Annotated in this window: 17 protein-coding genes and 1 pseudogene; 9 read left to right on the forward strand and 9 right to left on the reverse strand. The window is 71.6% G+C overall.

The features are described 5' to 3' along the window. Positions 1-5: 5 nt before the first annotated feature. On the reverse strand, positions 6-674 hold the full coding sequence (locus tag ACFYX4_RS32215; protein ID WP_389340683.1) for a (2Fe-2S)-binding protein: 669 nt from the start codon (positions 672-674) through the stop codon (positions 6-8). Between the two features lie 270 nt (positions 675-944). Between ACFYX4_RS32215 and ACFYX4_RS32220 the strand changes: the two genes are divergently transcribed. The 3 genes from ACFYX4_RS32220 to ACFYX4_RS32230 all read left to right on the forward strand — a co-directional run bounded on the left by ACFYX4_RS32220 (position 945) and on the right by ACFYX4_RS32230 (position 3,295). Continuing rightward, a complete protein-coding gene (locus ACFYX4_RS32220) occupies positions 945-1,538 on the forward strand; it encodes a phosphatase PAP2 family protein (RefSeq protein WP_389340685.1) in 594 nt (197 codons plus the stop codon). Positions 1,539-1,735: 197 nt separating this feature from the next. Beyond that, the gene (locus tag ACFYX4_RS32225; protein WP_389340687.1) at positions 1,736-2,104 is read left to right on the forward strand and encodes a zinc ribbon domain-containing protein; all 369 of its coding nucleotides are present in this window, start codon (positions 1,736-1,738) and stop codon (positions 2,102-2,104) included. Between the two features lie 15 nt (positions 2,105-2,119). Beyond that, entirely contained in the window at positions 2,120-3,295 is a 1,176-nt protein-coding gene (locus tag ACFYX4_RS32230; protein ID WP_389340689.1) for an acyl-CoA dehydrogenase family protein, read from the forward strand. 27 nt (positions 3,296-3,322) lie between these two features. Here the strand turns inward: ACFYX4_RS32230 and ACFYX4_RS32235 are convergent, their stop codons facing one another. Next, positions 3,323-5,068 carry a cellulase family glycosylhydrolase gene (locus ACFYX4_RS32235; RefSeq protein ID WP_389340691.1) on the reverse strand — a complete coding sequence of 582 codons (1,746 nt, stop codon included), beginning with the start codon at positions 5,066-5,068 and terminating at the stop codon, positions 3,323-3,325. 148 nt (positions 5,069-5,216) lie between these two features. On the opposite strand from ACFYX4_RS32235, the gene ACFYX4_RS32240 reads away from it, so the two are divergent. Then, entirely contained in the window at positions 5,217-6,314 is a 1,098-nt protein-coding gene (locus ACFYX4_RS32240) for a LacI family DNA-binding transcriptional regulator (protein ID WP_389340892.1), read from the forward strand. Between the two features lie 152 nt (positions 6,315-6,466). Next, complete coding sequence (locus ACFYX4_RS32245; RefSeq protein WP_389340693.1) at positions 6,467-7,984, forward strand: glycoside hydrolase family 43 protein; 1,518 nt, start codon at positions 6,467-6,469, stop codon at positions 7,982-7,984. 56 nt (positions 7,985-8,040) lie between these two features. Here ACFYX4_RS32245 and ACFYX4_RS32250 read toward each other — a convergent pair. The 3 genes and pseudogenes from ACFYX4_RS32250 to ACFYX4_RS32260 all read right to left on the reverse strand — a co-directional run. Next, positions 8,041-8,360, reverse strand: a pseudogene (locus ACFYX4_RS32250) (transcriptional regulator); the annotation flags it as partial. A gap of 117 nt (positions 8,361-8,477) precedes the next feature. Then, positions 8,478-11,276, reverse strand: a complete 2,799-nt coding sequence (locus tag ACFYX4_RS32255) for a PQQ-binding-like beta-propeller repeat protein (RefSeq protein WP_389340695.1) — start codon at positions 11,274-11,276, stop codon at positions 8,478-8,480. A gap of 41 nt (positions 11,277-11,317) precedes the next feature. After that, positions 11,318-12,478, reverse strand: a complete 1,161-nt coding sequence (locus tag ACFYX4_RS32260; RefSeq protein ID WP_389340697.1) for an ROK family protein — start codon at positions 12,476-12,478, stop codon at positions 11,318-11,320. A gap of 166 nt (positions 12,479-12,644) precedes the next feature. Here ACFYX4_RS32260 and ACFYX4_RS32265 point away from each other — a divergent pair, with 166 nt between their 5' ends. Genes ACFYX4_RS32265 through ACFYX4_RS32280 form a run of 4 tightly spaced genes read left to right on the forward strand, consistent with a single transcriptional unit; the run spans position 12,645 to position 17,133 of the window. Continuing rightward, on the forward strand, positions 12,645-13,622 hold the full coding sequence (locus tag ACFYX4_RS32265; protein WP_389340699.1) for a carbohydrate ABC transporter permease: 978 nt from the start codon (positions 12,645-12,647) through the stop codon (positions 13,620-13,622). Between the two features lie 16 nt (positions 13,623-13,638). Next, positions 13,639-14,559, forward strand: coding sequence for a carbohydrate ABC transporter permease (locus ACFYX4_RS32270; protein WP_389340701.1), 921 nt, complete (start codon positions 13,639-13,641; stop codon positions 14,557-14,559). A 22-nt stretch (positions 14,560-14,581) separates the two neighbouring features. Beyond that, on the forward strand, positions 14,582-15,916 hold the full coding sequence (locus ACFYX4_RS32275; RefSeq protein ID WP_389340703.1) for an ABC transporter substrate-binding protein: 1,335 nt from the start codon (positions 14,582-14,584) through the stop codon (positions 15,914-15,916). Positions 15,917-15,930: 14 nt separating this feature from the next. Next, positions 15,931-17,133 carry a Gfo/Idh/MocA family protein gene (locus ACFYX4_RS32280; RefSeq protein ID WP_389340705.1) on the forward strand — a complete coding sequence of 401 codons (1,203 nt, stop codon included), beginning with the start codon at positions 15,931-15,933 and terminating at the stop codon, positions 17,131-17,133. 65 nt (positions 17,134-17,198) lie between these two features. Here ACFYX4_RS32280 and ACFYX4_RS32285 read toward each other — a convergent pair whose 3' ends face one another. From ACFYX4_RS32285 to ACFYX4_RS32300, 4 genes are all read right to left on the reverse strand, one after another. Next, positions 17,199-17,417: a hypothetical protein gene (locus ACFYX4_RS32285; protein ID WP_389340707.1), complete on the reverse strand. Its 219-nt coding sequence runs from the start codon at positions 17,415-17,417 to the stop codon at positions 17,199-17,201. A gap of 251 nt (positions 17,418-17,668) precedes the next feature. Then, a complete protein-coding gene (locus ACFYX4_RS32290) occupies positions 17,669-18,889 on the reverse strand; it encodes an ABC transporter substrate-binding protein (RefSeq protein WP_389340709.1) in 1,221 nt (406 codons plus the stop codon). Further along, positions 18,886-19,791 carry a hypothetical protein gene (locus tag ACFYX4_RS32295; RefSeq protein WP_389340711.1) on the reverse strand — a complete coding sequence of 302 codons (906 nt, stop codon included), beginning with the start codon at positions 19,789-19,791 and terminating at the stop codon, positions 18,886-18,888. Before ACFYX4_RS32295 ends, ACFYX4_RS32290 begins: the two co-directional genes overlap by 4 nt. Continuing rightward, positions 19,788-21,296 (reverse strand): VWA domain-containing protein, encoded by a 1,509-nt coding sequence (locus ACFYX4_RS32300; RefSeq protein WP_389340713.1) that lies wholly within the window; start codon positions 21,294-21,296, stop codon positions 19,788-19,790. The genes ACFYX4_RS32295 and ACFYX4_RS32300 overlap by 4 nt, the downstream gene beginning before the upstream one ends. Positions 21,297-21,388: the final 92 nt, after the last annotated feature.

Raw genomic sequence — 21,388 nt, forward strand, 5'->3', positions numbered from 1 at the left:
GGACCTCACTTCCGGCCCGCGGTCTGCTCGACCGCGCGCACGATCTTGACGTAGCAGCCGCAGCGGCAGATGTTGCCGCTCATCCACTCCCGGATCTCCTCCGGCGAACCGGTGTGACCCTCCTGGATGCAGCCCACGCCCGAGACGATCTGGCCCGGGGTGCAGTAGCCGCACTGGAAGGCGTCCTGGTCGATGAACGCCTGCTGCAACGGGTGCAGCCGCTCCCCGTCGGCCAGTCCCTCGACGGTGGTGACGTCGGCGCCCTCCAGCCGAACGGCGAGCGTGAGGCAGGCGTTGACCCGCCGCCCGTCGACCAGCACCGTGCAGGCCCCGCAAGCCCCGGCGTCGCAACCCTTCTTGGAGCCGGTCAGGCCGAAGTGCTCGCGGAGCAGGTCCAGCAGGGAGGTGCGGTTGTCGACCGTCACGGTCCGGCGCCGGCCGTTGACCGTCAGGGAGACCCGGCTGGACGGTGAGATCCCGGCGGCGGACGCCTCTTCGGCGGCGGACGCTTCTTCGGCGGCGGCGAGGAGGGGCCCGCCGATCACGCCGCCCGCCACGGCGACGCCGCCGACGGCGGTACCGGTGGCGATGAAGGCGCGCCGGCTCGGCGCGTGGGAGGCCCCACTCGATCCGGTAGGAGGTGGGGGAGCGGATTCAGGCAGGTCAGCAGACATACGTACGCCTTCGCATCACAGACGGATCAGTCGTACAGGGGACGTCCGCCGGGAAGTCTCGCACCATCGGCACCACTCGTGGCAGGGAGAGTTTTGTACCCCCCTTGGGCTTTCCCGTTCCTCGCCGCCGGGCTCGTGATCACCCGTATGTGAGGATGTGTCAGTCAGCGTTTCACGAGCGGGGCTCACCCGTTGTGGCGGAACTCGCCCGCCGGCAAGGCGAGTTCGCCTCCCTGCCGGCACGCAGCCCGGAAAGGGATTTCCTCCTTCATGACGACCGACGTGCTCCCCGCCGAGTCCAGAACGGCGCGCCGCATCACCGACTGGCTGGAGCCCAAGAACTGGATCATCGCCGTCACCCTCCTCGTCGGCTGGCACACGGCGGGCTGGACCGGTGTGGGCTGGGGCGTGGTCGGCGCGTTCTTCGCGGCGCTCGTCCCGCTCGCCTTCATCAAGTACGGGATGCGCAAGGGGTATGTGGGGGACCGGCACGTCGGCGCGAGGACCCCGCGGCTCGTGGTGATGAGCCTCGCCCTGCTCTCCGTGGCCGCCGGCATCGTCCTCATGGCCCTCGCCGACGCCCCGCGCACGATGATCGCCCTCATCGTGACGATGCTGGTCTCGCTGACCATCCTCGTGCTGATCACCTTCGCCTGGAAGATCTCCGTCCACCAGGCCGTCTCCGCGGGCGCCTGCGCGATCCTCATACAGACCTACGGCCCCTGGACGGCCCTCGGGTTCCTCCTGGTCGTCCTCGTCGGCTGGTCCCGGATCGCACTGCGCGACCACACCCGCAACCAGGTCATCGCCGGCACAGTCCTCGGCACCGTCCTCGCCGCGACGGTGTTCCAAATGGCACGGTGACCGACTCGCCGCGACCGAGGGTCACTGCCGACCGAGGCAGAGGCTAGCGCGGCGGTACGGCTTCTGACCTCGGTGAACGGAACGCGGTCCGCGCACAAAGATGCGTCAGCTCGTCGTTGACCGGCGATCGCCGACAGCGCCAGGGTGAGGGAGGCGCCGGCGGGAAGCGGGCCCGCGAACGAGTGCAGGAGGCCGTGATGCTTCGGACGGACGAATCTGAACCCATCGCATCCCGGGAAGAACTGGTCTTCCAGCGCTGCCTGTGGTGCGGCACCCCGGCCTACCGCCGTTCGTTCTGCCGCGCCTGCGGATCCACGGCCTTCCAGCGGGAGCGCAGCGCGGGCGCGGGCGGTCTCGTGCGCCGGGTCGGGCAGGTCCCGCAGAGCACCTGGCTCGTCGCGATGGACGAGGGTTTCACCGTGGTCTGCCAGGTCACCGCGAACGCGCCGGCCGTGGTCGCGGTCGGGGCGAGGGTCCGTGTCGTACGGGCCGACGCCTCCCCCGGCCAGGGGCATCCCCTCGTCGAACTCACCTACCGGGCGACCTCCTCGGAGCGCCGTCCATGACCTCAGGAGCCACACATGCCCGGCAAGCCGCTGAAGGATCCCCTCGAACTGCTCGACATCGCCTCCGTCCTCACCGAGGAGGAACGCGAAATCCAGGCCACCGTCGCCAAGTTCCTCGCCGACCGGGTGCGCCCACACCTCGGCGAGTGGTTCGAGAACGCCCACTTCGCCCGCGAACTCGCGCCCGAGCTGGGCAAGTTGGGCGTGCTCGGCATGCATCTCGACGGGTACGGCTGTGCCGGGACGAACGCCGTCAGCTATGGACTCGCCTGTCTGGAACTGGAGGCGGCCGACTCGGGGTTCCGCAGCTTCGTCTCCGTGCAGGGCTCGCTGTCGATGTTCTCCATCTGGAAGTGGGGTTCAGAGGAGCAGAAGCGGGAGTGGCTGCCCCGGCTGGCCTTGGGCGAGGCGATCGGCTGCTTCGGGCTCACCGAGCCCGACTTCGGCAGCAACCCGGCCGGGATGCGCACCCGGGCCGTGCGCGACGGCGGCGACTGGATCCTGAACGGCTCCAAGATGTGGATCACCAACGGCGGCATCGCCGACGTCGCCACCGTCTGGGCGCAGACCGAGGACGGCGTCCGCGGCTTCCTCGTGCCGCGCGGCACACCCGGCTTCACCACCCAGGACATCAAGCACAAGATGTCCCTGCGCGCCTCCATCACCTCCGAGCTGTCCTTCGACGACGTCCGGCTGCCCGACTCGGCCCGGCTGCCGCTCGCGGAGGGCCTGCGCGGACCGCTGTCCTGCCTGAACGAGGCCCGCTTCGGCATCCTCTTCGGCGCGGTCGGGGCGGCCCGGGACTCGATCCAGGCCGCCGTCGACTACGCCGACTCCCGGGTGCAGTTCGGTCGGCCGATCAGCGCCTTCCAGCTCACGCAGAAGAAGCTCGCCGACATGGCCGTCTCGCTGGGCAACGCGGCCCTGCTCGCGCTGCACCTGGGCCGGTTGAAGGACCGGCACCGCATCCGCCCCGAGCAGATCAGCGTCGGCAAGCTCAACAACGTCCGAGAGGCGATCGCCATCGCGCGGGAGTGCCGCACGATCCTCGGGGCCAACGGGATCTCCCTGGAGTACTCGCCGCTGCGCCACGCCAACAACCTTGAATCGGTGCTGACTTACGAAGGCACCAGCGAGATGCACACCCTGGTCGTCGGCCAGGCGATCACCGGGCAGGCGGCGTTCCGCTGAGCGCGCCGCACGGCTGACCGTCCCGGGTCAGGCCGGCGTCCCGGTCACCGTCGTTCCCGACCTGGTGACGTGGTACGTCACCGTGGAGCCGCTCCAGAAATGGAAAGTGAGCGTGATCCGCGAGCCGTCCCTGACCGCGTCGAAGAACTTGGGAGTCAGCTTGATGGCGTCGCTCGTGTAGGCCGAGAAGGCGACGTCCCACTCCTGGAAGGGGGTCCAGCTCGCCGGGCCGGCGTTGCTCCCGTCGTCGTACCTGGCCTCCATGGTCGCCAGCATGTCTCCCCGGAACTGCGTGGGGATGGCGAAGGCGTTCGTGTTCCCCGTGGTGTTCGAGAGCACCGGCGTGTCAGCGGTGATGACGTCGATCCGCCATGGGACGCCTCGCGAGAACCTCGCTTCGATCGTCGAGTTGACGCCGTACGCCCGGTCACCGGCCAGTTCGGTGAGCGCGGCGGCGGTCAGGGTGAGCTGGTTGCCGGTGACGGTGTAGTCCCTGCCGCGCACCAGGTTGCGGGTGCCGTGCCGCAGGCCCTGGAAGTCGGTGCCGTTCGGGTTGAGGGTGAGCGTCCGACTCGGTACGGCACCCGACTTGGGGAGGAACAGCAGGTCGCTGGAGGCGGTTCCGGAGCGGGTGGTCCAGCTCGACTTGATCTGGGCGAAGAGCTCCGGGTCGCGCCACTGGAGGGTGGTGCGGTTCAGGAACTGGCCTGCGTCCCACAGCATGGTGGTGAGCTGGCGGCGGCGGGCGTGGTCGCCGAGGAACTCGAAGTACTTGCGCTGTTCGCCGCGTTCGATGATGCCGGGGCGGTTGTGGTCGTAGGCCAGCAGCGCGTACTCGCCGATGAGGACCGGGATGCCGCGTGCGGTGAACGTGTTGTGGGCACGGTCGAACGTCTCGGTCAGGTCCCTTTCCGAGGTGGCGTCGAAGCGGGTGTAGCCGGCGATGTTCACGCTGAACGGCCACCAGCCGTAGAAGTGGATCGTCGTGGCCACCATCGGATCGCGCAGGGCGGTCAACTCCGTTGCCAGCGCGTCCAGTCGGCCCTGGTCGGCGTTGGTGTACAGGGTGGGCAGCACGAGCAGCCGGTTCGTGTTCGCGCCGCCGGAGTCGCGGACGATCCGGTGGAACACCCGGTTGAGTTCGGCCAGCAGCCGGTAGTTCTCCTCGTCGCCGGAAGTGCCGGTGAAGGTCGGCTCGTTGATGCTCTCGAACACCAACCGGGCCGACCGGTCGCGGAATTCGGCCGCTATCTGGGTCCAGGTGGCGGTGTAACGGGCGAGGACGGCGTCGTGGTCGGTGGGGAGGGTGTTGACCCACATCCACGAGTCGTGGTGCATGTTGAGCAGCACGTACAGGTCCTCGGCGAGCGCCCAGTCGACGACCTGCCGCACCTTCGCCGTCCACGCCGGGTCGATCGTGTAGCCGGGGGCGGGGCCCTGGTGGATGCCCCAGGTGACGGGCAGGCGGATGCTCTTGAAGCCCTGGGACTTGACCTTCCTCAGCAGTTCGCGGGTGACCGGCGGGTTGCCCCAGGAGGTCTCGTCGGGGATGGCGTCGTAGGTGTTGCCCATGTTCCAGCCGGGCTGCATGGCCGCCACCGCGCTGCGGGCGGCCGGGGCGCTGGGCGGGGGAACGGGCGGATCGTCGGCGGCCCGCGCGGCGGCGGGGGCCAGCGGGAGCAGGACGATCGCCAGGAGGAGCGCCGTCAGTCTGCGTGGGGGGCGCGACGAGCGGCGTCGTCGCGAAGGGAAGCTCGCCCATGTTCTCGTCATCACGTGCACCTTTCGGGAGTGGGGGGAAGCGAACGATGAGAGAAACTTTCGCTGTGCGCGGCGGAGAAATTAACATGAAGCTGTGAGCGAGGCCACAGTTCCGTCGGCCGGAGATGCCAAGATGGCCGGGCACAACCGGACGACGACGATGGGGAAGACGACCTTGGCGGACAACGCGGGCGACGCAGAGAGCGCGGACGGCTCGGCCGACCGGCCGGTGGACCGGGACGGCGGGCGGGGCGACTCGTCCCGGCCGGTCACCATCGCGTACATCGCCGAGTCGGCCGGGGTCTCGGTCCCGACCGTGTCCAAGGTGATCAACGGCAAGTCGGGAGTCTCCGCCGACACCCGCGCCCGGGTCGAGGCCCTGGTCGAGCGGTACGGCTACCGCAGGCCCACCGGCGCCCACCGGAACAACGTCGTGGAGCTGGTGTTCCGCGAGCTCAAGCACATGTGGGCGGTCGAGATCATCCGGGGCGTCGAGCAGGTGGCCCGCCGGCACCGCGTGGGCGTCATGGTGTCCGAGTTCGGCCTGCACGACACGGACCCGCCCGCCTGGGACGACACCGTCTCCCGGCGTCCCAACTGCGTCCTGTCCGTGGCCCAGCTCTCCGAGGCCGAACGCGAGCAACTCAAGGCCAAGGGCATCCCGTTCGTCGTCTTCGACCCGGCGGCCGAACTGCCGGACGACGTCCCGTTCGTGGGCGCGACCAACTGGTCCGGCGGCCGGACCGCCACCCGGCACCTCACCGAACTCGGACACCGCCGCATCGCCATGATCGGCGGCCCCCAGGACCAGCTGTACTGCTGCGCCCGACTCGACGGCCACCGTTCCGCGATGCAGGCCGCCGGTCTGCCGGTCGGTCCTGAACTCGTCGTGCACGCCCCGCTCACCGTCGAGGACGGCTGCGAGGCGGCGCGCGCCCTGCTGGCCCTGCCCGACCGGCCGACGGCCGTGTTCACCACCAACGACCTCCAGGCGCTCGGCGTCTACCGGGCGGCCCGCGAGGCCGGCCTGCGCATCCCCGACGACCTCAGCGTCGTCGGCTTCGACGATCTGCCGGTGGTGGCCTGGGTGGACCCGCCCCTGACCACTGTCCACCAGCCCCTCACCGAAATGGCCGTGGCCGCGACCGAGTTGGCGCTCACGCTCGGCCGCGGGGAGGAGGCGCCCCAGGTCGGGCTGGAGATCGCCACCAAGCTCACGGTCCGGTCCAGCACGGCCCCGCCGCCCAAGGGGCATTGACTCCGGGACAAGGACCATTGACCCCGGGACAAGGGGCATTGACCCCGGGCCCGGCCCCTGACTAGCCTCGCTGCACGGAAACTATCCATCGCTGAGTGAGAAACTTTCGCCCCTCGATCCGGCAAGGGGCAGTCGAACCAGTGAAAGGACCCATGAGGGTGTCCACCGTGCCCGCGACAGGCCGCACCGTCAGCAACCCCGTGATCCCCGGCTTCCACCCCGACCCCTCCGTCTGCCGCGCGGGCGACGACTACTACCTCGCGTGCTCCAGCTTCGAGTACTTCCCCGGCGTGCCCCTCTTCCACAGCCGGGACCTGGTGCACTGGACCCAGATCGGCAACGCCCTCGACCGCCCGAGCCAGCTGCGCCTGCCGCTCGACTCGCCCTCCTCCGGCGGGATCTACGCGCCCACCCTGCGCCACCACGACGGCCGCTTCTGGCTGATCGTCACCAACGTCAGCGGCGACGGCAACCTCCTGTTCACGGCCACCGACCCGGCCGGCCCCTGGTCCGACCCCATTCCGCTGCCCGGCGTGCACGGCATCGACCCCGACCTCGCCTGGGACGACGACGGCGTCTGCTGGTGCACCACGGCCGGGGTCGGACAGGTGAGCCTCGACCCTCACACCGGCGAGACGACGGGACCCCAGCGCCGGATCTGGTCCGGCACCCCCGGCGCGAAGGCCCCCGAAGCCCCGCACCTCTACCGGATCGGCGACTACTGGTACCTGCTCATCGCCGAGGGCGGCACCGAGCGCTGCCACGGCGTCTCCGTGGCCCGCGGCCGCACGCCCACGGGCCCCTTCGAGCCGTGCCCCCACAACCCCGTCCTCACCCACCGGGGCACCGACCACCCCGTCCAGAACACCGGCCACGCGGACCTCGCCCAGGCGCCCGACGGCTCCTGGTGGATGGTGCTGCTCGGCGTGCGGCCCGGTGGCGGCACACCCGGCTGGCACGTCCTGGGCCGGGAGACGTTCCTCGCGCCGGTCGACTGGGTCGACGGCTGGCCGGTCGTCGGCGAAGTCCCGTCCGTCCTGCCCGCGCCCGCCTGGCCGCTGCATCCCCCCGCCGCCGCTCCGGATGCCAGGGACGACTTCGACCTCAGCGAACTCGCCCCGCACTGGGTGTCGTTGCGCCACCGCCCGGCGGAGGCCTGCACGACCAAGGAACGCCCAGGCTCGCTGACCCTGCGGGCCCGCGGCGGCTCGCTCGACGACACCGACGTGACGTTCGTCGGCCGCCGGCAGCAGCACCTGTCATGCCGGGTGCGCGCCCTGGCCGACGTGACCGAAGGACGCGGCGGCCTCGCCGTCCGTCTCGACGAGCACCACCACTACGACATCGAGGCCACGCCCGGCGAGGTGTTGGTCCGGGCGCGCGTCGGCCCGCTGAACACCGTCGTGGCGTCCCGGCCGATCCCTGCCGGACCCGTGGTGCTGCGCATCGACGTGACCGCCACGCGGACGCTCCAGGACGCGCGCACCGGCCCCGACACCGTCAGGATCGGCGTCGAGGAACCGGACGGCACGTTCCTCGAACTCGCCCTGCTGGACGGCCGGTACCTCTCCACGGAGGTCGCCGGCGGCTTCACCGGCCGGGTCATCGGCATGTTCGCCGCAGCGGGATCCGTCCACTTCGACTGGTTCGACTACGAGCCGCTCGACTGAGCCGCGGACCGGCGACGACACGCGCGGGGCGGGGCGGGCCGGGGCAGGGGCCGAGGCTACGGGGTGGACCCGCGCGCACTGTCCTCGTCCTCCGTCGCGCCCCAGGCCGCGAGGAGCCGAAGGGCGTCGGCGTCCGGGTGTGGGGCGGGGCGCTGTAGGCGGTGAGGGTCAGGCCCGGCTGGGCGGGGAGTTCCATGGCGTCGAAGTCGAGGGAGAGGACGCCGATCGCGGGGTGGCGGAAGGACTTGCGGCCGGTGTGGTGCAGGCGCACGTTGTGCCGGGCCCACGCCGTGCGGAACTCCTCGCTGCGGGTGACCAGTTCGCCGATGAGTCCGGTCAGTTCGGTGTCGTTCGGGGCGCGCCCGGCCTGGCGACGGGGACGGCACCACCTGGCTGGAGCCGGTCACCGACGAGCAGTACGCGACCGCCCTCGCCGGGCTCGCCGGCTGACCACGCCCGTGCCGCCGCCGGCCGGCGCGGGGACGCCGGCGGGTCAGGCGCGCACCGCGTAGACGTAACCGTCGTCGCTGCCGAAGTAGACGACGCCGTCCGCCACGGCCGGGGTCGACTTCACCGGATCGCCGGTCGGGAACGACCAGAGCACCTCGCCGGTGTCGACGTCCAGCGCGTACAGGCGGGCGTCGTCGCTCCCGGCGTAGAGCACGCCCCCGGCGGCGACGGGTGACGACTCGGTGCTGTCGCCGAGGGTGGACGACCACTTCTCCTCGCCGCTGTCCGAGGCCAGGACGTGCACCGCGTCGTCGCCGCCGCTGACATGGACGACGCCGTTCAGGACCAGCGGCCGGGTCGCCACCGGGCCGCCCGTGGCGAACTCCCAGGCGCGGTCGCCGGTCGTGGCGTCCAGGGCGTACAGACGGCCGCTGTCGGCGCCCATGTAGACGGCGCCCTCGTGTACGGCGGGGGAGCCCGGCGCCGACTCGCCCCCGATGTGGAACGACCACGCCTGCTTGCCGGTCGCGGCGTCCAGGGCGTAGAGGCAGCCGCAGTCGCTGCCGACGTACACGAGGCCGTTCGCGACGGCGGGCGACGAGCGTACGGGGTCGCCGGTGTCGTAGACCCATTTCCTCCTGCCGGTCGCGGAGTCGACCGCGTGCAGGTTGCCGTCGTCGCTGCCGATGTAGACGGCGCCGTCGGCGACGGCGGGGGAGGAGCGTACGGGGCTGCCGGTCTCGTAGGTCCAAGTCGCCTTGCCGGTTGCGGAGTTGACCGCGTGCAGCTTGCCGTCGTCGCTGCCTACGTACACCATGCCGTTCGCCACAGCGGACGAGGAGTGCACGGGGACGCCGATGTGGTACGACCACTTCTGGTCGCCCGACTCGGCGTCCAGGGCGTAGAGACAGCCGCAGTCGCTGCCCACGTAGACCACACCGTCCACCACCGTCGGCGACGAGCGCACGGGGTCGCCCGTGTCGAACACCCAGAGCTTTCGGGCCGTCGGCTCGGCGCTGGGGGACGGGGAGTCGTCCGTCGCGGAAGGGGTGGGGGTGCTCGTGGGTGATGTGGCGGAGGGGTCGCCGTCGTGTTCGAGCAGCTTCCAGCCGGCGAAGGCTCCGCCGAGCCCGACCGCCGCCGCGGTGAGGCCCAGAAGGAGGGCCCGACGGGTGGGGGACGGCGGTGGGGGTGGTGCCGGAGCGCCGATCGGCAGCCCCGCGGGCCTGGGCGGCCCTGGGAGGACCGGGGCGGGCCAGCCCGCGTGGGGCGATGCGGGCTGTGGCTGCGACTGCGGCTGCGAGGGGAGCGGGGCTGCGGGCGGCGGCCACCAGGGCTGCGTCGGCGCGCTGTGGACGGGCGGCGGGGGGACGGGCGGGGGTGAGGAGGGAGGCGGGGGAGGGGGGAGCGGGCTTGGGCTGGGGCTCGGCGGGCTCGGGACCGGGTTCGAGTTCGGGACCGGGTTCGGGCTGGGACTGGAGCTGCTTGGACTCGGGTCCGGGCTTGGACTCCGGTTCGGAGAGTCCCCCTTCTCCTCCGCGCCCGAGGTTCCCGCAGGGGCGGCGACGGCTGGTTCCGGCAGGGGCGACTCGCTGCGCGGCTCGGAAGGAGTCGCGGCCTCCGGCCGAGGCTCTGCTTCCGGCTCTTGGCGCGGCACCGGCACCGGCACTTGCTGTGAGACCGGCACCGGCGCTTGCCCCGGCTCAGGCTCCCGCACTCGCTCCGGCTCCGGCCCCCGCACCGGCGCTTGCTCCGTCTCAGCCTCCCGCACCGACACCGGCGCTTGCTCCAGCTCAGACTCCCGCACCGGAGCCGGCGCTTGCTCCGTCTCAGCCCCCCGCACCGACACCGGCGCTTGCTCCAGCTCAGACTCCCGCACCGGAGCCGGAGACGGAGACGGCACCGGCACCGGTGGCGTGCTCGGCAGCGACGCCGACGTCTGTTCGCGGACCTCGCGGGCCACGACCGGCGGCATCCACTCCAGCTCGGTCGGCGAGCCCGCCGTGCCGATGCCGGCGTCGCCCGCCTCGGCCAGCCGCCCCAGCAGCGCGGGCACCTCCGGGCGGCGCTCGGGTTCCTTCTCCAGGCAGTCGGCCACGATGTCGCGGAGCACGGACGGGACACGGTCGAGGTCCGGAGTCTCGTACACCGTGCGGAAGTTGAGCGCGTTCGCCGGGCCGGTGCCGAAGGGCCCCGCGCCGGTGGCGACGTAGACGAGGACCGAGCCGACGGAGAACACGTCGCTCGGCGTGCCCACCGGCTCGCCCGTGAGCTGCTCGGGGGACATGAAGCCGGGGGTGCCGACGACCGTGCCGGCATGGGTGAGTTGGGTGAGCATGCTGCTCACCTCGACCGCGCGGGAGATCCCGAAGTCGATCACCCGCGGTCCGTCGACCGCGAGCAGGACATTGGACGGCTTGAGGTCCCGGTGGATCACGCCCGCCGCGTGGATCGCCTCGAGCGCCTCCGCCAGCCCGGCCCCCAGGGCGAGCGTCGGCTGCTGCGGCCACGGCCCGTGCGCCGCCAGCGCCTCGCCCAGCGACATTCCGGGCACGAAGAGCGTGGCCAGCCAGGGCGGCGAGCCCTCCGGGTCGGCGTCGACGACCCCCGCGGTGAACGCGCCGTTGACGCGGCGGGCGGCGGCCGTCTCGCGGGCGAAGCGCCGCCGGAAGTCCGGGTCGCCGGCGAGTTCCGGGCGCACCACCTTGACGGCCACCGGGCGACCGCCCGGCGAACGCCCCAGATAGACCTGGCCCATGCCGCCGGCGCCGAGACGGGCCACGATCCGGTACCGTCCGACGACACGCGGATCGCCCGGTTCCAGGTCTGTGAACGTCCCCATCCGCGCTGCCCCTCCCCCCGACGGCGCTGGCGCGCCGCTGCCTACGAGTCAGAGCTTCCCAGGACCAGCACCTGGATCGCCAGCACCGCGGCACCGCGCGCCCAGTCGTGAAAGTCTGACACCTTTGTCTCCAGGCGGACGGGCGCGGCCAGCGGGTCGCGGTGGGCGCGGACGGTTTCCCGCACGGTCGTCCCGGCCACCTCCATCAGGCCGACTCCCTCGCCAGCGAGCAGGATTTTTTGCGGCATGACGAAGTTGGAGATCTGGGCGACCAGGGTGCCCAGCGCGCGGGCCGCCTCGTTCACGATACGGGCCGGCATGGGCTCGCCCGCGGCGGCGCCGGCGAGGATCTCCTCGTAGGTGAGGTCACGTCCGGAGGCCGCCCGGATCTGGTAGCGGATACTGGGGATGGTCAACAGCGAGACGGCGCTGCCGCGTTGCCCTTCGGGGGTGAGCGGCCCGTTCGGGTCGACGATCCAGTGCCGGCCGAAGCCGCGGTCCTCCTCGACGCACGGCACCCGCCTGCCGCCGAGGACGAGGCCGTAGCCGATGCCCGCGCCGATGGTGAGGACGACGAACCGGTCGAGTCCGCGGCCGGCGCCGAACCAGGTCTCCGCCTCGACGAGCGCGGCGACGTCGTTGTCGACGACCACGGGCAGCGCGGTGCGCTCCTCGACGAGGGCGGCGAGCGGTACGTCCTGCCAGTCGAGGAAGGGTGACTCGCCGACCGTGGCGCGGTCCCGGACGAGGCCGCCGACGCCGATGCCGACGCCCGCGATCCTCGGGTGGGTGCGGGTGAGTTCGGCCGTCATCTCCGCGAGCCGGTCGGCGACCCGCTCCGGGTCATGGGTGGTGAGCGGCCGGTCGTAGCGGGTGACGACGTCGCTCCGAAGCGTGGTGACGACTCCGTACACCATATCGGCGGTGATCTTGAAGCCGAGGAAGAGGCGGGAGTCGGCGACGATGTCCAGCGGCTGCGAGGGGCGGCCCTGGCGTACTTCCGTCGGTGTGGCGTCCTCGCCGGTCCCCACCAGCAGGCCCGACTCGATCAGCGGTTTGGTCAGCCGGGTCAGGCTGCCCGCGGACAGGCCGAGCCGGCGGGCCAGTTCGGTGCGTGAGAGCGGTCCGTGCACGAGGACCTCGATCGCCACGGCGCGTTCCCCGGGACTGAGCGGCAGCCAACTGGCGGCGAGTGCGGTCATGGCGGTCAGACTCCCACAGACGCTGTTTGTTTCATCATGGAAATAACAAGGTCCACTGTAGAGGTGCGATGCCGCTTCCGGGAGATGTCCGCACGGCTATTGACGCGAGGATTCTTTTGCGTCAAAAGTAAGTCGGGAGGACGAGCCGCCGATGAGGGAGCCCTCGATGACCGTCGCCTCCAGCAGCCCACCACCCGGCCTGCCCCTGGGCAGCGACCCGGCGGCCCCGCCGTCGACCGCCGCGCCGACGACCAAGCCCCGGAAGGGCAGGGCGCGCGCCCGTGGGGACGGAGCCCTGGCCGCCGTCTTCGTCGCCCCCGCGATGCTGGGCTTCCTGGTGTTCCTGCTCTGGCCGACCCTGCGCGGGGTCTATCTCAGCTTCACCCGCTTCAACCTGCTGACCCCGGCGGAGTGGGTGGGCCTCGACAACTACACCCGCATGGTCCAAGATCCCATCTTCTGGGACTCGTTGACGGTCACCGTCGAGTACGTGCTCATCAACATCGGCGTGCAGACGGTCGCGGCGCTCGCCGTCGCCGTACTGCTGCAACGCCTCACCCAGTCCGCCGTGCTGCGCGGCGTCGTGCTGACGCCGTACCTGATGTCCAACGTGGTCGCCGGCATCGTCTGGCTGTGGATCCTCGACACCCAGCTCGGCATCGGCAACGAGATCGTCTCCGCCGTCGGCGCCGACCGCATCCCGTTCCTTGCGGACGAGACCTGGGCCGTCCCCACGATCGCGCTCATCAACGTGTGGCGGCACGTCGGCTACACCGCGCTGCTGCTCTTCGCGGGCCTCCAGGCCATCCCGAACGACGTCTACGAGGCCGCCAAGGTGGACGGCGCGAGCGAGTGGCGGATGTTCTGGCGGATCACCATGCCACTGCTCAGGCCCGTCCTCGCGGTCGTCCTCATCATGACGGTGATCGGCTCGTTCCAGGTGTTCGACACCGTCGCGGTGACCACCGCGGGCGGACCCGCCAACGCCACGAACGTGCTCCAGTTCTACATCTACGGGGCCGCGTTCGGCCGTTTCCAGTTCGGCTACGCCTCCGCGATGTCCGTGGCCCTGCTCGTGGTGCTCAGCGCGATCACCCTCATCCAGTACCGGCTCACCCGGGCCGGCCAGACCGACCTCGGCTGACAGGGGAGTGACCGACATGGCCGCCGTGACCCCGACGACCACGGACGTACGCCGCGTGAGGCGCAGGCCCTCCCTCGGGCGGATCGTGGCCTGGACGGTGATGACCGCGATCGTCCTCATCACCCTGCTGCCGTTCTACTGGATCCTGCGCACCGCGCTGTCCGGCAACACGGCGCTCGCCGCGCACCCCGGCGACCCGCTGCCCGTCGACCCGACGACCGGTGGGTTCGAACGGGCCCTCGGGCTCCAGTCGTCCGAGGAGGCGATCGCCCAGGGCGGCTCCGGCGGCGGGCTCAGGTTCTGGCGCTACCTGATCAACTCGGTCGTCGTGTCGACCCTGATCACGTTCTGCCAGATCCTCTTCTCCGCCATGGCCGCGTACGCCTTCGCCCGGCTGCGCTGGCGCGGACGGGACAAGGTCTTCGGGCTGTTCCTGGCCGGGCTGATGGTGCCCGCGATCTTCACCCTGCTGCCGAACTTCGTCCTCATCAAACAACTCGGCCTCATCGACACCCTGTTGGGCGTCGCCCTGCCCACGATGTTCATGACGCCGTTCGCGGTGTTCTTCCTGCGGCAGTTCTTCATGAACGTGCCCCGGGAGGTCGAGGAGGCGGCCCTGCTCGACGGCGCCGGGAAGATCCGCGTCTTCTTCCGGGTGATGCTGCCGATGGCCTCCACGCCCGTCCTCACCCTGGGCGTGCTGACCTACATCACCTCCTGGAACGACTACTTCTGGCCGCTGATGGTCTCCTACAGCGACAGCTCGCGCGTGCTGACCGTGGCCCTGGCCGTCTTCCGGGCGCAGACCCCGCAGACCGGCTACGACTGGTCCGGCCTGATGGCCGCCACCCTCATCGCCGCGCTCCCGATGCTCGTGCTCTTCGCGCTCTTCGCGCGCCGCATCGTCAGCTCCATCAGCTTCACCGGGATCAAGTGAGGGGACAGGAATGCGAATTCGAATGCGTACGGTCGTCGCACTGACCGGAGCGCTGGCACTGTCCCTGGCGACCGGATGCGCGAAGGGCGCCGCAGGATCCGACGCCCGCACGGTCACCTACTGGCTGTGGGACGCCAACCAGCTCCCCGCCTACCAGGCCTGCGCCGAGGGCTTCGAGAAGGCCAACCCGGGACTCAGGGTGAACATCACACAGATGGGCTGGGAGGACTACTGGACCAAGCTCACCGCGAGCTTCATCGCGGGCACCCAGCCCGACGTGTTCACCGACCACGTCCAGAAGTTCGGCCAGTTCGCCGACCTGGAGGTGCTCGAACCGCTCGACGACCTCGGCATCGACGACAAGGCCTACCAGCCCGGCCTCGCCGCCAACTGGATCGGCCAGGACGGTCACCGCTACGGCGCCCCCAAGGACTGGGACACCGTCGCGCTCTTCTACAACGAGAAGCTGGCGAAGGCCGCGGGACTCACCCCCGCGCAGCTCGACGGCCTCTCCTGGAACCCGAAGGACGGCGGCAGCTTCGAGAAGGCGATCGCCCGCCTCACCGTCGACGTCAACGGCAGGCGGGGCGACGAACCCGGCTTCGACCGCGAGCGCGTCAAGGTGTACGGCCTCGCCACCGCGGGAGGGGGCGACGGCGACGGCCAGACCCAGTGGAGTCCGTTCACCGGCTCCGCCGGCTGGGACTACACCGACAAGAAGCGCTGGGGAACCGAGTACCGGTACGACGACAAGACCTTCCAGTCCGTCGTCTCCTGGTACTTCGGCCTGGCGAAGAAGGGCTACCTGGCCCCCCTCGCCGACTACAGCGCCGGCGCCAACCCCGCCAACGCGCAGATCGCCGCGGGCAAGGCGGCCGTCGCCTTCGACGGCGCGTGGATGATCTCGACGTACCACGGCTTCAAGGGCCTCGACGTGGGCGCCGCCCGCACGCCCACCGGCCCCACCGGCAAACGCGCCACCATGATGAACGGGCTCGCCGACTCCGTCACCAAGAACGCCCGCAACAAGCAGGGCGCGAAGAAGTGGGTGCGGTACCTGGCCTCCGACGCGTGCCAGAAGACGGTGGGCGGCTACGGCATCGTCTTCCCGGCCACGCCCGCCGGCACCCGGGCCGCCGTCGCCGCGTACGCGAAGAAGGGCGTCGACGTCTCGGCGTTCACCCGGCCGGTCGCCGACCGGCGGGAGTCCACCACCTTCACCTATCCGATCACCGACTACGCGGCGGACGTGTACGCGCTGATGCGGCCCGCCATGCAGGACATCTACGGCAACGGGGCGCCGGTCGGCGACCTCGACGAGACCACCCGACAGATCAACCGCATCCTCGACCAGTGAAGGGCACGCCACCCATGACGTTCTCCCTCGGCATCGTCGGCGCCGGCCAGTTCTCCGGCCAGTTCGCCAGGCTGTTCCTGGCCCACCCCGGCGTAGGCGACGTCTACGTCACCGACCTGCTCCCGGAGCGGGCCGAGCGACTCGCCGCCGCCGAAGGCCTGACGGGCACGTTCCCCTCGTACGAGGCGATGCTGGAGTCGGAGGCCGTCGACGCCGTCGCGATCTTCACCCAGCGCTGGACCCACGGCCCGCTGGTGCTCCAGGGCCTCGACGCGGGCAAACACGTGTACTCCGCCGTCCCCATGGCGATCTCCACCGAGGAGATCGCGGCGATCATCGACACGGTCAAGGCGACCGGACTGACGTACATGATGGGCGAGACCAGCCAGTACAATCCGGCGACCGTGCACGCGCGCGACCGGATCGCCCAGGGCGCCTTCGGCCGCCTCTTCTACGCCGAGGGCGACTACGTCCACGACATGGACCTGGGCTTCTACGAGGCCTACCAGTACAGCGGCGGCGACGACTGGAAGGCCACCGCGAGCTACCCGCCGCTGCTCTACCCGACCCACTCGGTCGGCGGGGTGCTGGGCGCCTGGCAGACGCACGCCGTGAGCGTCTCCGCGATCGGGGTCGTCGACGAGCGCGGCGACGGCGTCTTCGACAAGTCGGTCAGCCGGTTCGGCAACGACTTCTCCAACGCCACCGCGCTGTTCGAGGTGGCGGGCGGCGGATCGTTCCGCACGAACGAGTTCCGGCGGGTCGGCTACCCCTCGCACATCCGCGAGTCGCGCTTCAGGTTCTTCGGCACGGACGCCAGCATGGAGCAGCTCGCCACGGTGGCCCTGTGGCAGGACAAGAGCGGGGTGACCGACATCAGCGAACTCCTCGAACCCAAGCCCACGATGGCCCCCGACGACCCCTCGCTCCAGCACATCGCCCCCGACCTCAGGGCCGCCTTCACCTCCGGCTCGGCCCCCGTGCACGACCGGTCGCGGCTGCCGCGGGAGTTCGACCACCTCCACAACGGACACGAGGGAAGCCACCACTTCCTGGTGGACGACTTCGTGACCGCGGTCGCCACCCGGACGCTGCCGTCCGTGAACGCGTGGGTGGCGGCCCGCTACACCCTGCCCGGCATCGTCGCGCACGAGTCCGCCCTGGGCGGCGGGGTCCGGCTGGAGATCCCGGACTTCGGGGACGCCCCGCAGCTGTGAAGTCCCGCGCGGTCCAGCCGTCTTCGGCCGACGGCTGGACCGCACCGCATGCTGCCGCGCGGTCGCTAGCGTGCCTCGCCCGTCGCCAACCGGCCCTTCAGAGCGGCGCGTTCACCGGTGCCGGAGCCGGCACCGGAACCGGCCCCCGCCCCGCCGCCGTTCCCGCGGATCAGCATTGCGCCGAACACCGCGATCAGGGAGACGAAACCGCCCAGGTTCTCTATGGAGTTGACGACCGCGAGCCCCGGCGCGGCGATCTTCAGGTCCAGCCCCGACTGCGCCATCGGCCAGAACAGGGTGGCCGCGCACTTCCCGCCGACTCGGCAGCCAGAAGGTGATCGCGTACCCGGTGAGGGCCATCGCGAAGAACACCGGCGATACGGGAGACGAGGAAGGAACCGGCGATGAAACCGACGACGATCGAGAGCAGCCCTTCGAGCGCGAACATTCCTGGGCGGCTCGGCCACCGCGCATGTGCATATATGTGAATGAGGTGTGACGGTGACCGGCCGCTCGGCCCGTGCCGCACCCCCGCTCAGCCCGTGCCGCACACCTCCAGCGCCGGACGGCGGCCGTCGTTCAGCGCCTGCAACGCCCGCAGTTGGCCGTCCAGCCCGCCCGGAGCGACGAGGAACCGCAGCACCGCCTGGTGGAAGGCGTCGCGCAGGACCGGCGGCATGGCGTCCGAGGCGTCCCAGCACAGCCGCTGCTGCGCGCCGCGCAGCACCGAGCCGATCCTCCGCTTCACCGGATCCTCCCCGCCCTCCGGCTCGGCGGCCTTGCGGTGCGCCGTGTAGTCCGGCAGCCGGGTGCCCGGGTCGGCCAGGAACCGGATCAGCTGTTCGGCCTCGTCGGTCGCGTTCAGCATCGTCGCGAGGTCGCCCGAGACCTCCCAGTGGCCGGCGTCCGGGCGGGCGCCGGGGATCACCTCGGCGGAGTGGACGAAGTCGCCGCCGACGCCCTTCCAGCGGGCGTCCCGGAACGAGCCCTGGTGCTCCAGGTTCCGCCGGGGACAGTCCTGGCCGAAGTCGCCCTTCAGCACGCGGTCCACGCGGTCCCGGTCGCCCGCGCCCACCATGGCGCCCCAGGTCTGCCACGCCTTCCGCACCCGGGGGTCCGTCCACGGCAGACCGCCGGTCGCCCACTGCGCGTAGACCTCCGGACCGGACTGCTGGAGCAGGATGTCCTCCACCCAGTCGGTGCCCGGCCAGCCGGAGGTCGCCCCCGACGCCATCGCCAGGCACCAGCGGCCGGGATCGCGGGCGAGGGAGGCCACCTCGTTCCGCGGCACGTCCCCCGAGTGCCACACCATGCTCTTCAGGCCGGTCTTGACCGGCAGCCAGTACGTGCGTTCCCGGCCGTCCTCACCGGCCACCTTCGGCATCCAGACCCGGTCGTAGGCGCCCGCCTCGAACAGCCCGTCGAGCGGCGCGAGCCGCCCCTCGGCCGCGTAGGCCACCAGTTCGCCCGGCCCCGGCACCACGGCCACGTCGGGCTGCGTGCCCGCCGCCAGATCGGCGGCCAGCACCTGACTCAGGGCGGAACTGCCCTGGTAGACGACGTCGATGCGGTGCTCCTCCTCGAACGGCCGCACGGCCCGCTCGAACTGCTCGCGCTCCTCGCCGCTCCAGTTCGCCAGCACGGTGACCGTCCCCGTCCAGCCCCGCGCCCAGCGCACCCCCGCGACCGTCCCCGCCGCGAGCAGCACCAGGCACACGCAGACGACGACCGGCGTCCGGCCTCGCGGGCGCCTCACCGCGGAGCCCTGAACCGGTACTCCGCGATGCGCGGCCACAGCCCCGCCACCGTCAACGCCATCAACGCCACCCCTCCGACGAGCACCCAAGTGGACAGCGACGCCCAGAAGCCTGCGTCGGCCAGATACCGCCGCACGTCCGCGCCGGCCTGCGGGATCTCGTCCGCGGTCCGGGTCGCGCGCAGCTCTGCGACGGAATCGCCCATCGCCGCGTGCGCCCGCACGGTGAACCAGCCGAGGACCGCCGTCCCGCCCGCGCACAGGACGGTCGCGGCGAGCAGCGGAGGGTGCACGGCGCCGCGGAAACGACGCCGCGCGAACCACTGCGCCTCCACCAGCGCCGCACACAGCCCGAGACCCAGCACGAGGACGGCGCCCCAGCCCAGCCGCAGCGGCCAGGGGAACGACGCCTGCTCCCGGGCGACCGCCAGCTGCTGGCCCCGCAGCTCGTCGAGGCGCTCGACGATGTCGTCCCGGCCCTGCCGCGCGTAGTGCAGATAGGCCTCGCGCAGCGACGGGTCCGTCTCCCGGCCGGCCCGCTCCACCCACGCCGAGTAGACGGTGATCAGCCCGGTCACCGTCTGGAGCGTGTGCCGGTCCGCCGGTCCTGTGACGTTCTCCGAGGCCGCGGCGGCGATGCTCTGGTGGGCGACCGAGATCTGGGTGTGGAACTCACCGGTCGTGTCACCCGCCGGCCCGCTCCCGTCGACGGCCGCGTGCGCCCGCCGCACCGCGTTCTTCGCGGTGTCCACGGCCAGGATCCCGGGCGTGCTCGACGACGCCAGCGGCACCGTGTCGTCGTGGACGCCCCGATACGCGCCGAACAGGACGAGGGTGGTGACCGCCCCGAGGGACAGCAGCAGCCACAGCCTGCGGACAAGGTCCCGCCTGGTCGTGCTCACGGCTGCTCCTTGAGCGGGTGCCGGCACCGCGAGCAGAAATACGCTGCCGCGTCCGCCGGCAGCTCGCACTCCGGGCAGGGCACCGTGGCCGCGACCGGCGAGCCGCCGGGCAGGAACTCGGGCCCGGCGTCGGGGGCTGCCGTGCCGCCGGCGTTCTCCGACACGGGGGTGTACACGCTGCGGGCGCTGCCGAGGAGCGCGTGCTCGAAGTCCACGGTCGCCAGCCCGGGGAGGAGCCTGACCCGCCCCTCCTCGGCGTCGAGGATCTCCACCAGCCGTGCCAGCCAGTCGAGCGGCCCGCCGGGGCCGATGGCGTGGGCGATCCGCACGGCCCTGCCCAGATGCTCTTCCGCGAGATCCCGCATCCCCGCCTCATAGGTGTCGGCGGCGTCGCGGACGGCCTCGGCGACTTTGCGGTGCCGCTCGAAGTGCACGACGTGGACGTCGCTCCGCTCGGACAGCGCCGGGTCGTCGGTCCAGTGCACCAGGCAGGGCAGCGGCGGCGTCAGCTCCACACCCTCGCCGTCCGGCACGTCGAGGGACACGACCGCGAGCTGGAGATCCTCCCCGTGGGGCCGCCCGGCGGGATCGGCGGACAGACACAGCTGGTAGCGGCGGGCCTCGTCGCCCCACGCCCGGGTGACGAACCGCCGCGTCCCGTCGTGGCCCGCCCCGTCGTGGCCCGTCTCGACGGCGGTGAGTTCCACCTCGGTCGGGTAGACCTGCTTGAGGGAGCGCACCTCGGCCCCCGGCATCGGCGTCACCGAGATGACCACCTCGGGGACGCTCTTCGCAAGCAGCCCGCGCACCAACTGCTCGTACTCCCGCGGAAGATCCGCCTCCTCCCGCACCGCCGAGGCCTGGCCGTGCAGACGGCCGGTGATCCGCAGCAGCTCACGGGCGTCCCAGCCGTCGCCGATGCCCCAGGCGTCGCACACGAAGCGGCCCGCGCAGGCCTCCAGCACGTCCTTCAGCGGCATCACCTCGTCGTGCTGGTTCTTGCCGTCCGTGAGCAGCAGGACGTGCCCGATCGGGGCGTCCGCCTCCGCCAGCAACCGGCGGGACAGGTCCAGCCAGCTGCCGATGCAGGTGCCGCCTCCCGCCATGAGCTGGTGCACGGCGTGCTCCGCCTGCGAGCGATTTCGGCGGTCGGCCCGGGCCATGGTCCTCGTCGTCGGATGGACCATGGCCGCCGACTGCGTGCCCTGGACCACCGCGAAGGGGGTGCCGTCCGGCAGCACCCGCAGCGCCGCCACGGCCGCCTGGTGGGCCGCCCGCAGCTTCTCCTGCGGGTAGGCCATCGAACCGGAGCAGTCCAGGACCAGGACCTGCGCGAGCGTCGGGCCGCCGCCGTTCCCCGTGCCGCTCGCCTCGACGGTCAGGATGGCTTGCATCTGCGCTTCGCGCTGTTCGGCGGGCAGGTACTTCCACTGGCTGATGTCCAGGCCGACCGAGGCGTTCCCGGCCGAACCGCTTTCCCTCGCCGGTGCGTTGTTCGCTTCCACGGTGTCCGTGCTCCTCGCCCTCGTCTGCGGGCCCGTGCCCGCGGGTCGTCGGCCCGTTCCGTCCCGCCGGCGTGCCGCCCGCGGGTCCCGCA

The organism is Streptomyces sp. NPDC002328 (assembly GCF_042890065.1).
Classification (GTDB): domain Bacteria; phylum Actinomycetota; class Actinomycetes; order Streptomycetales; family Streptomycetaceae; genus Streptomyces.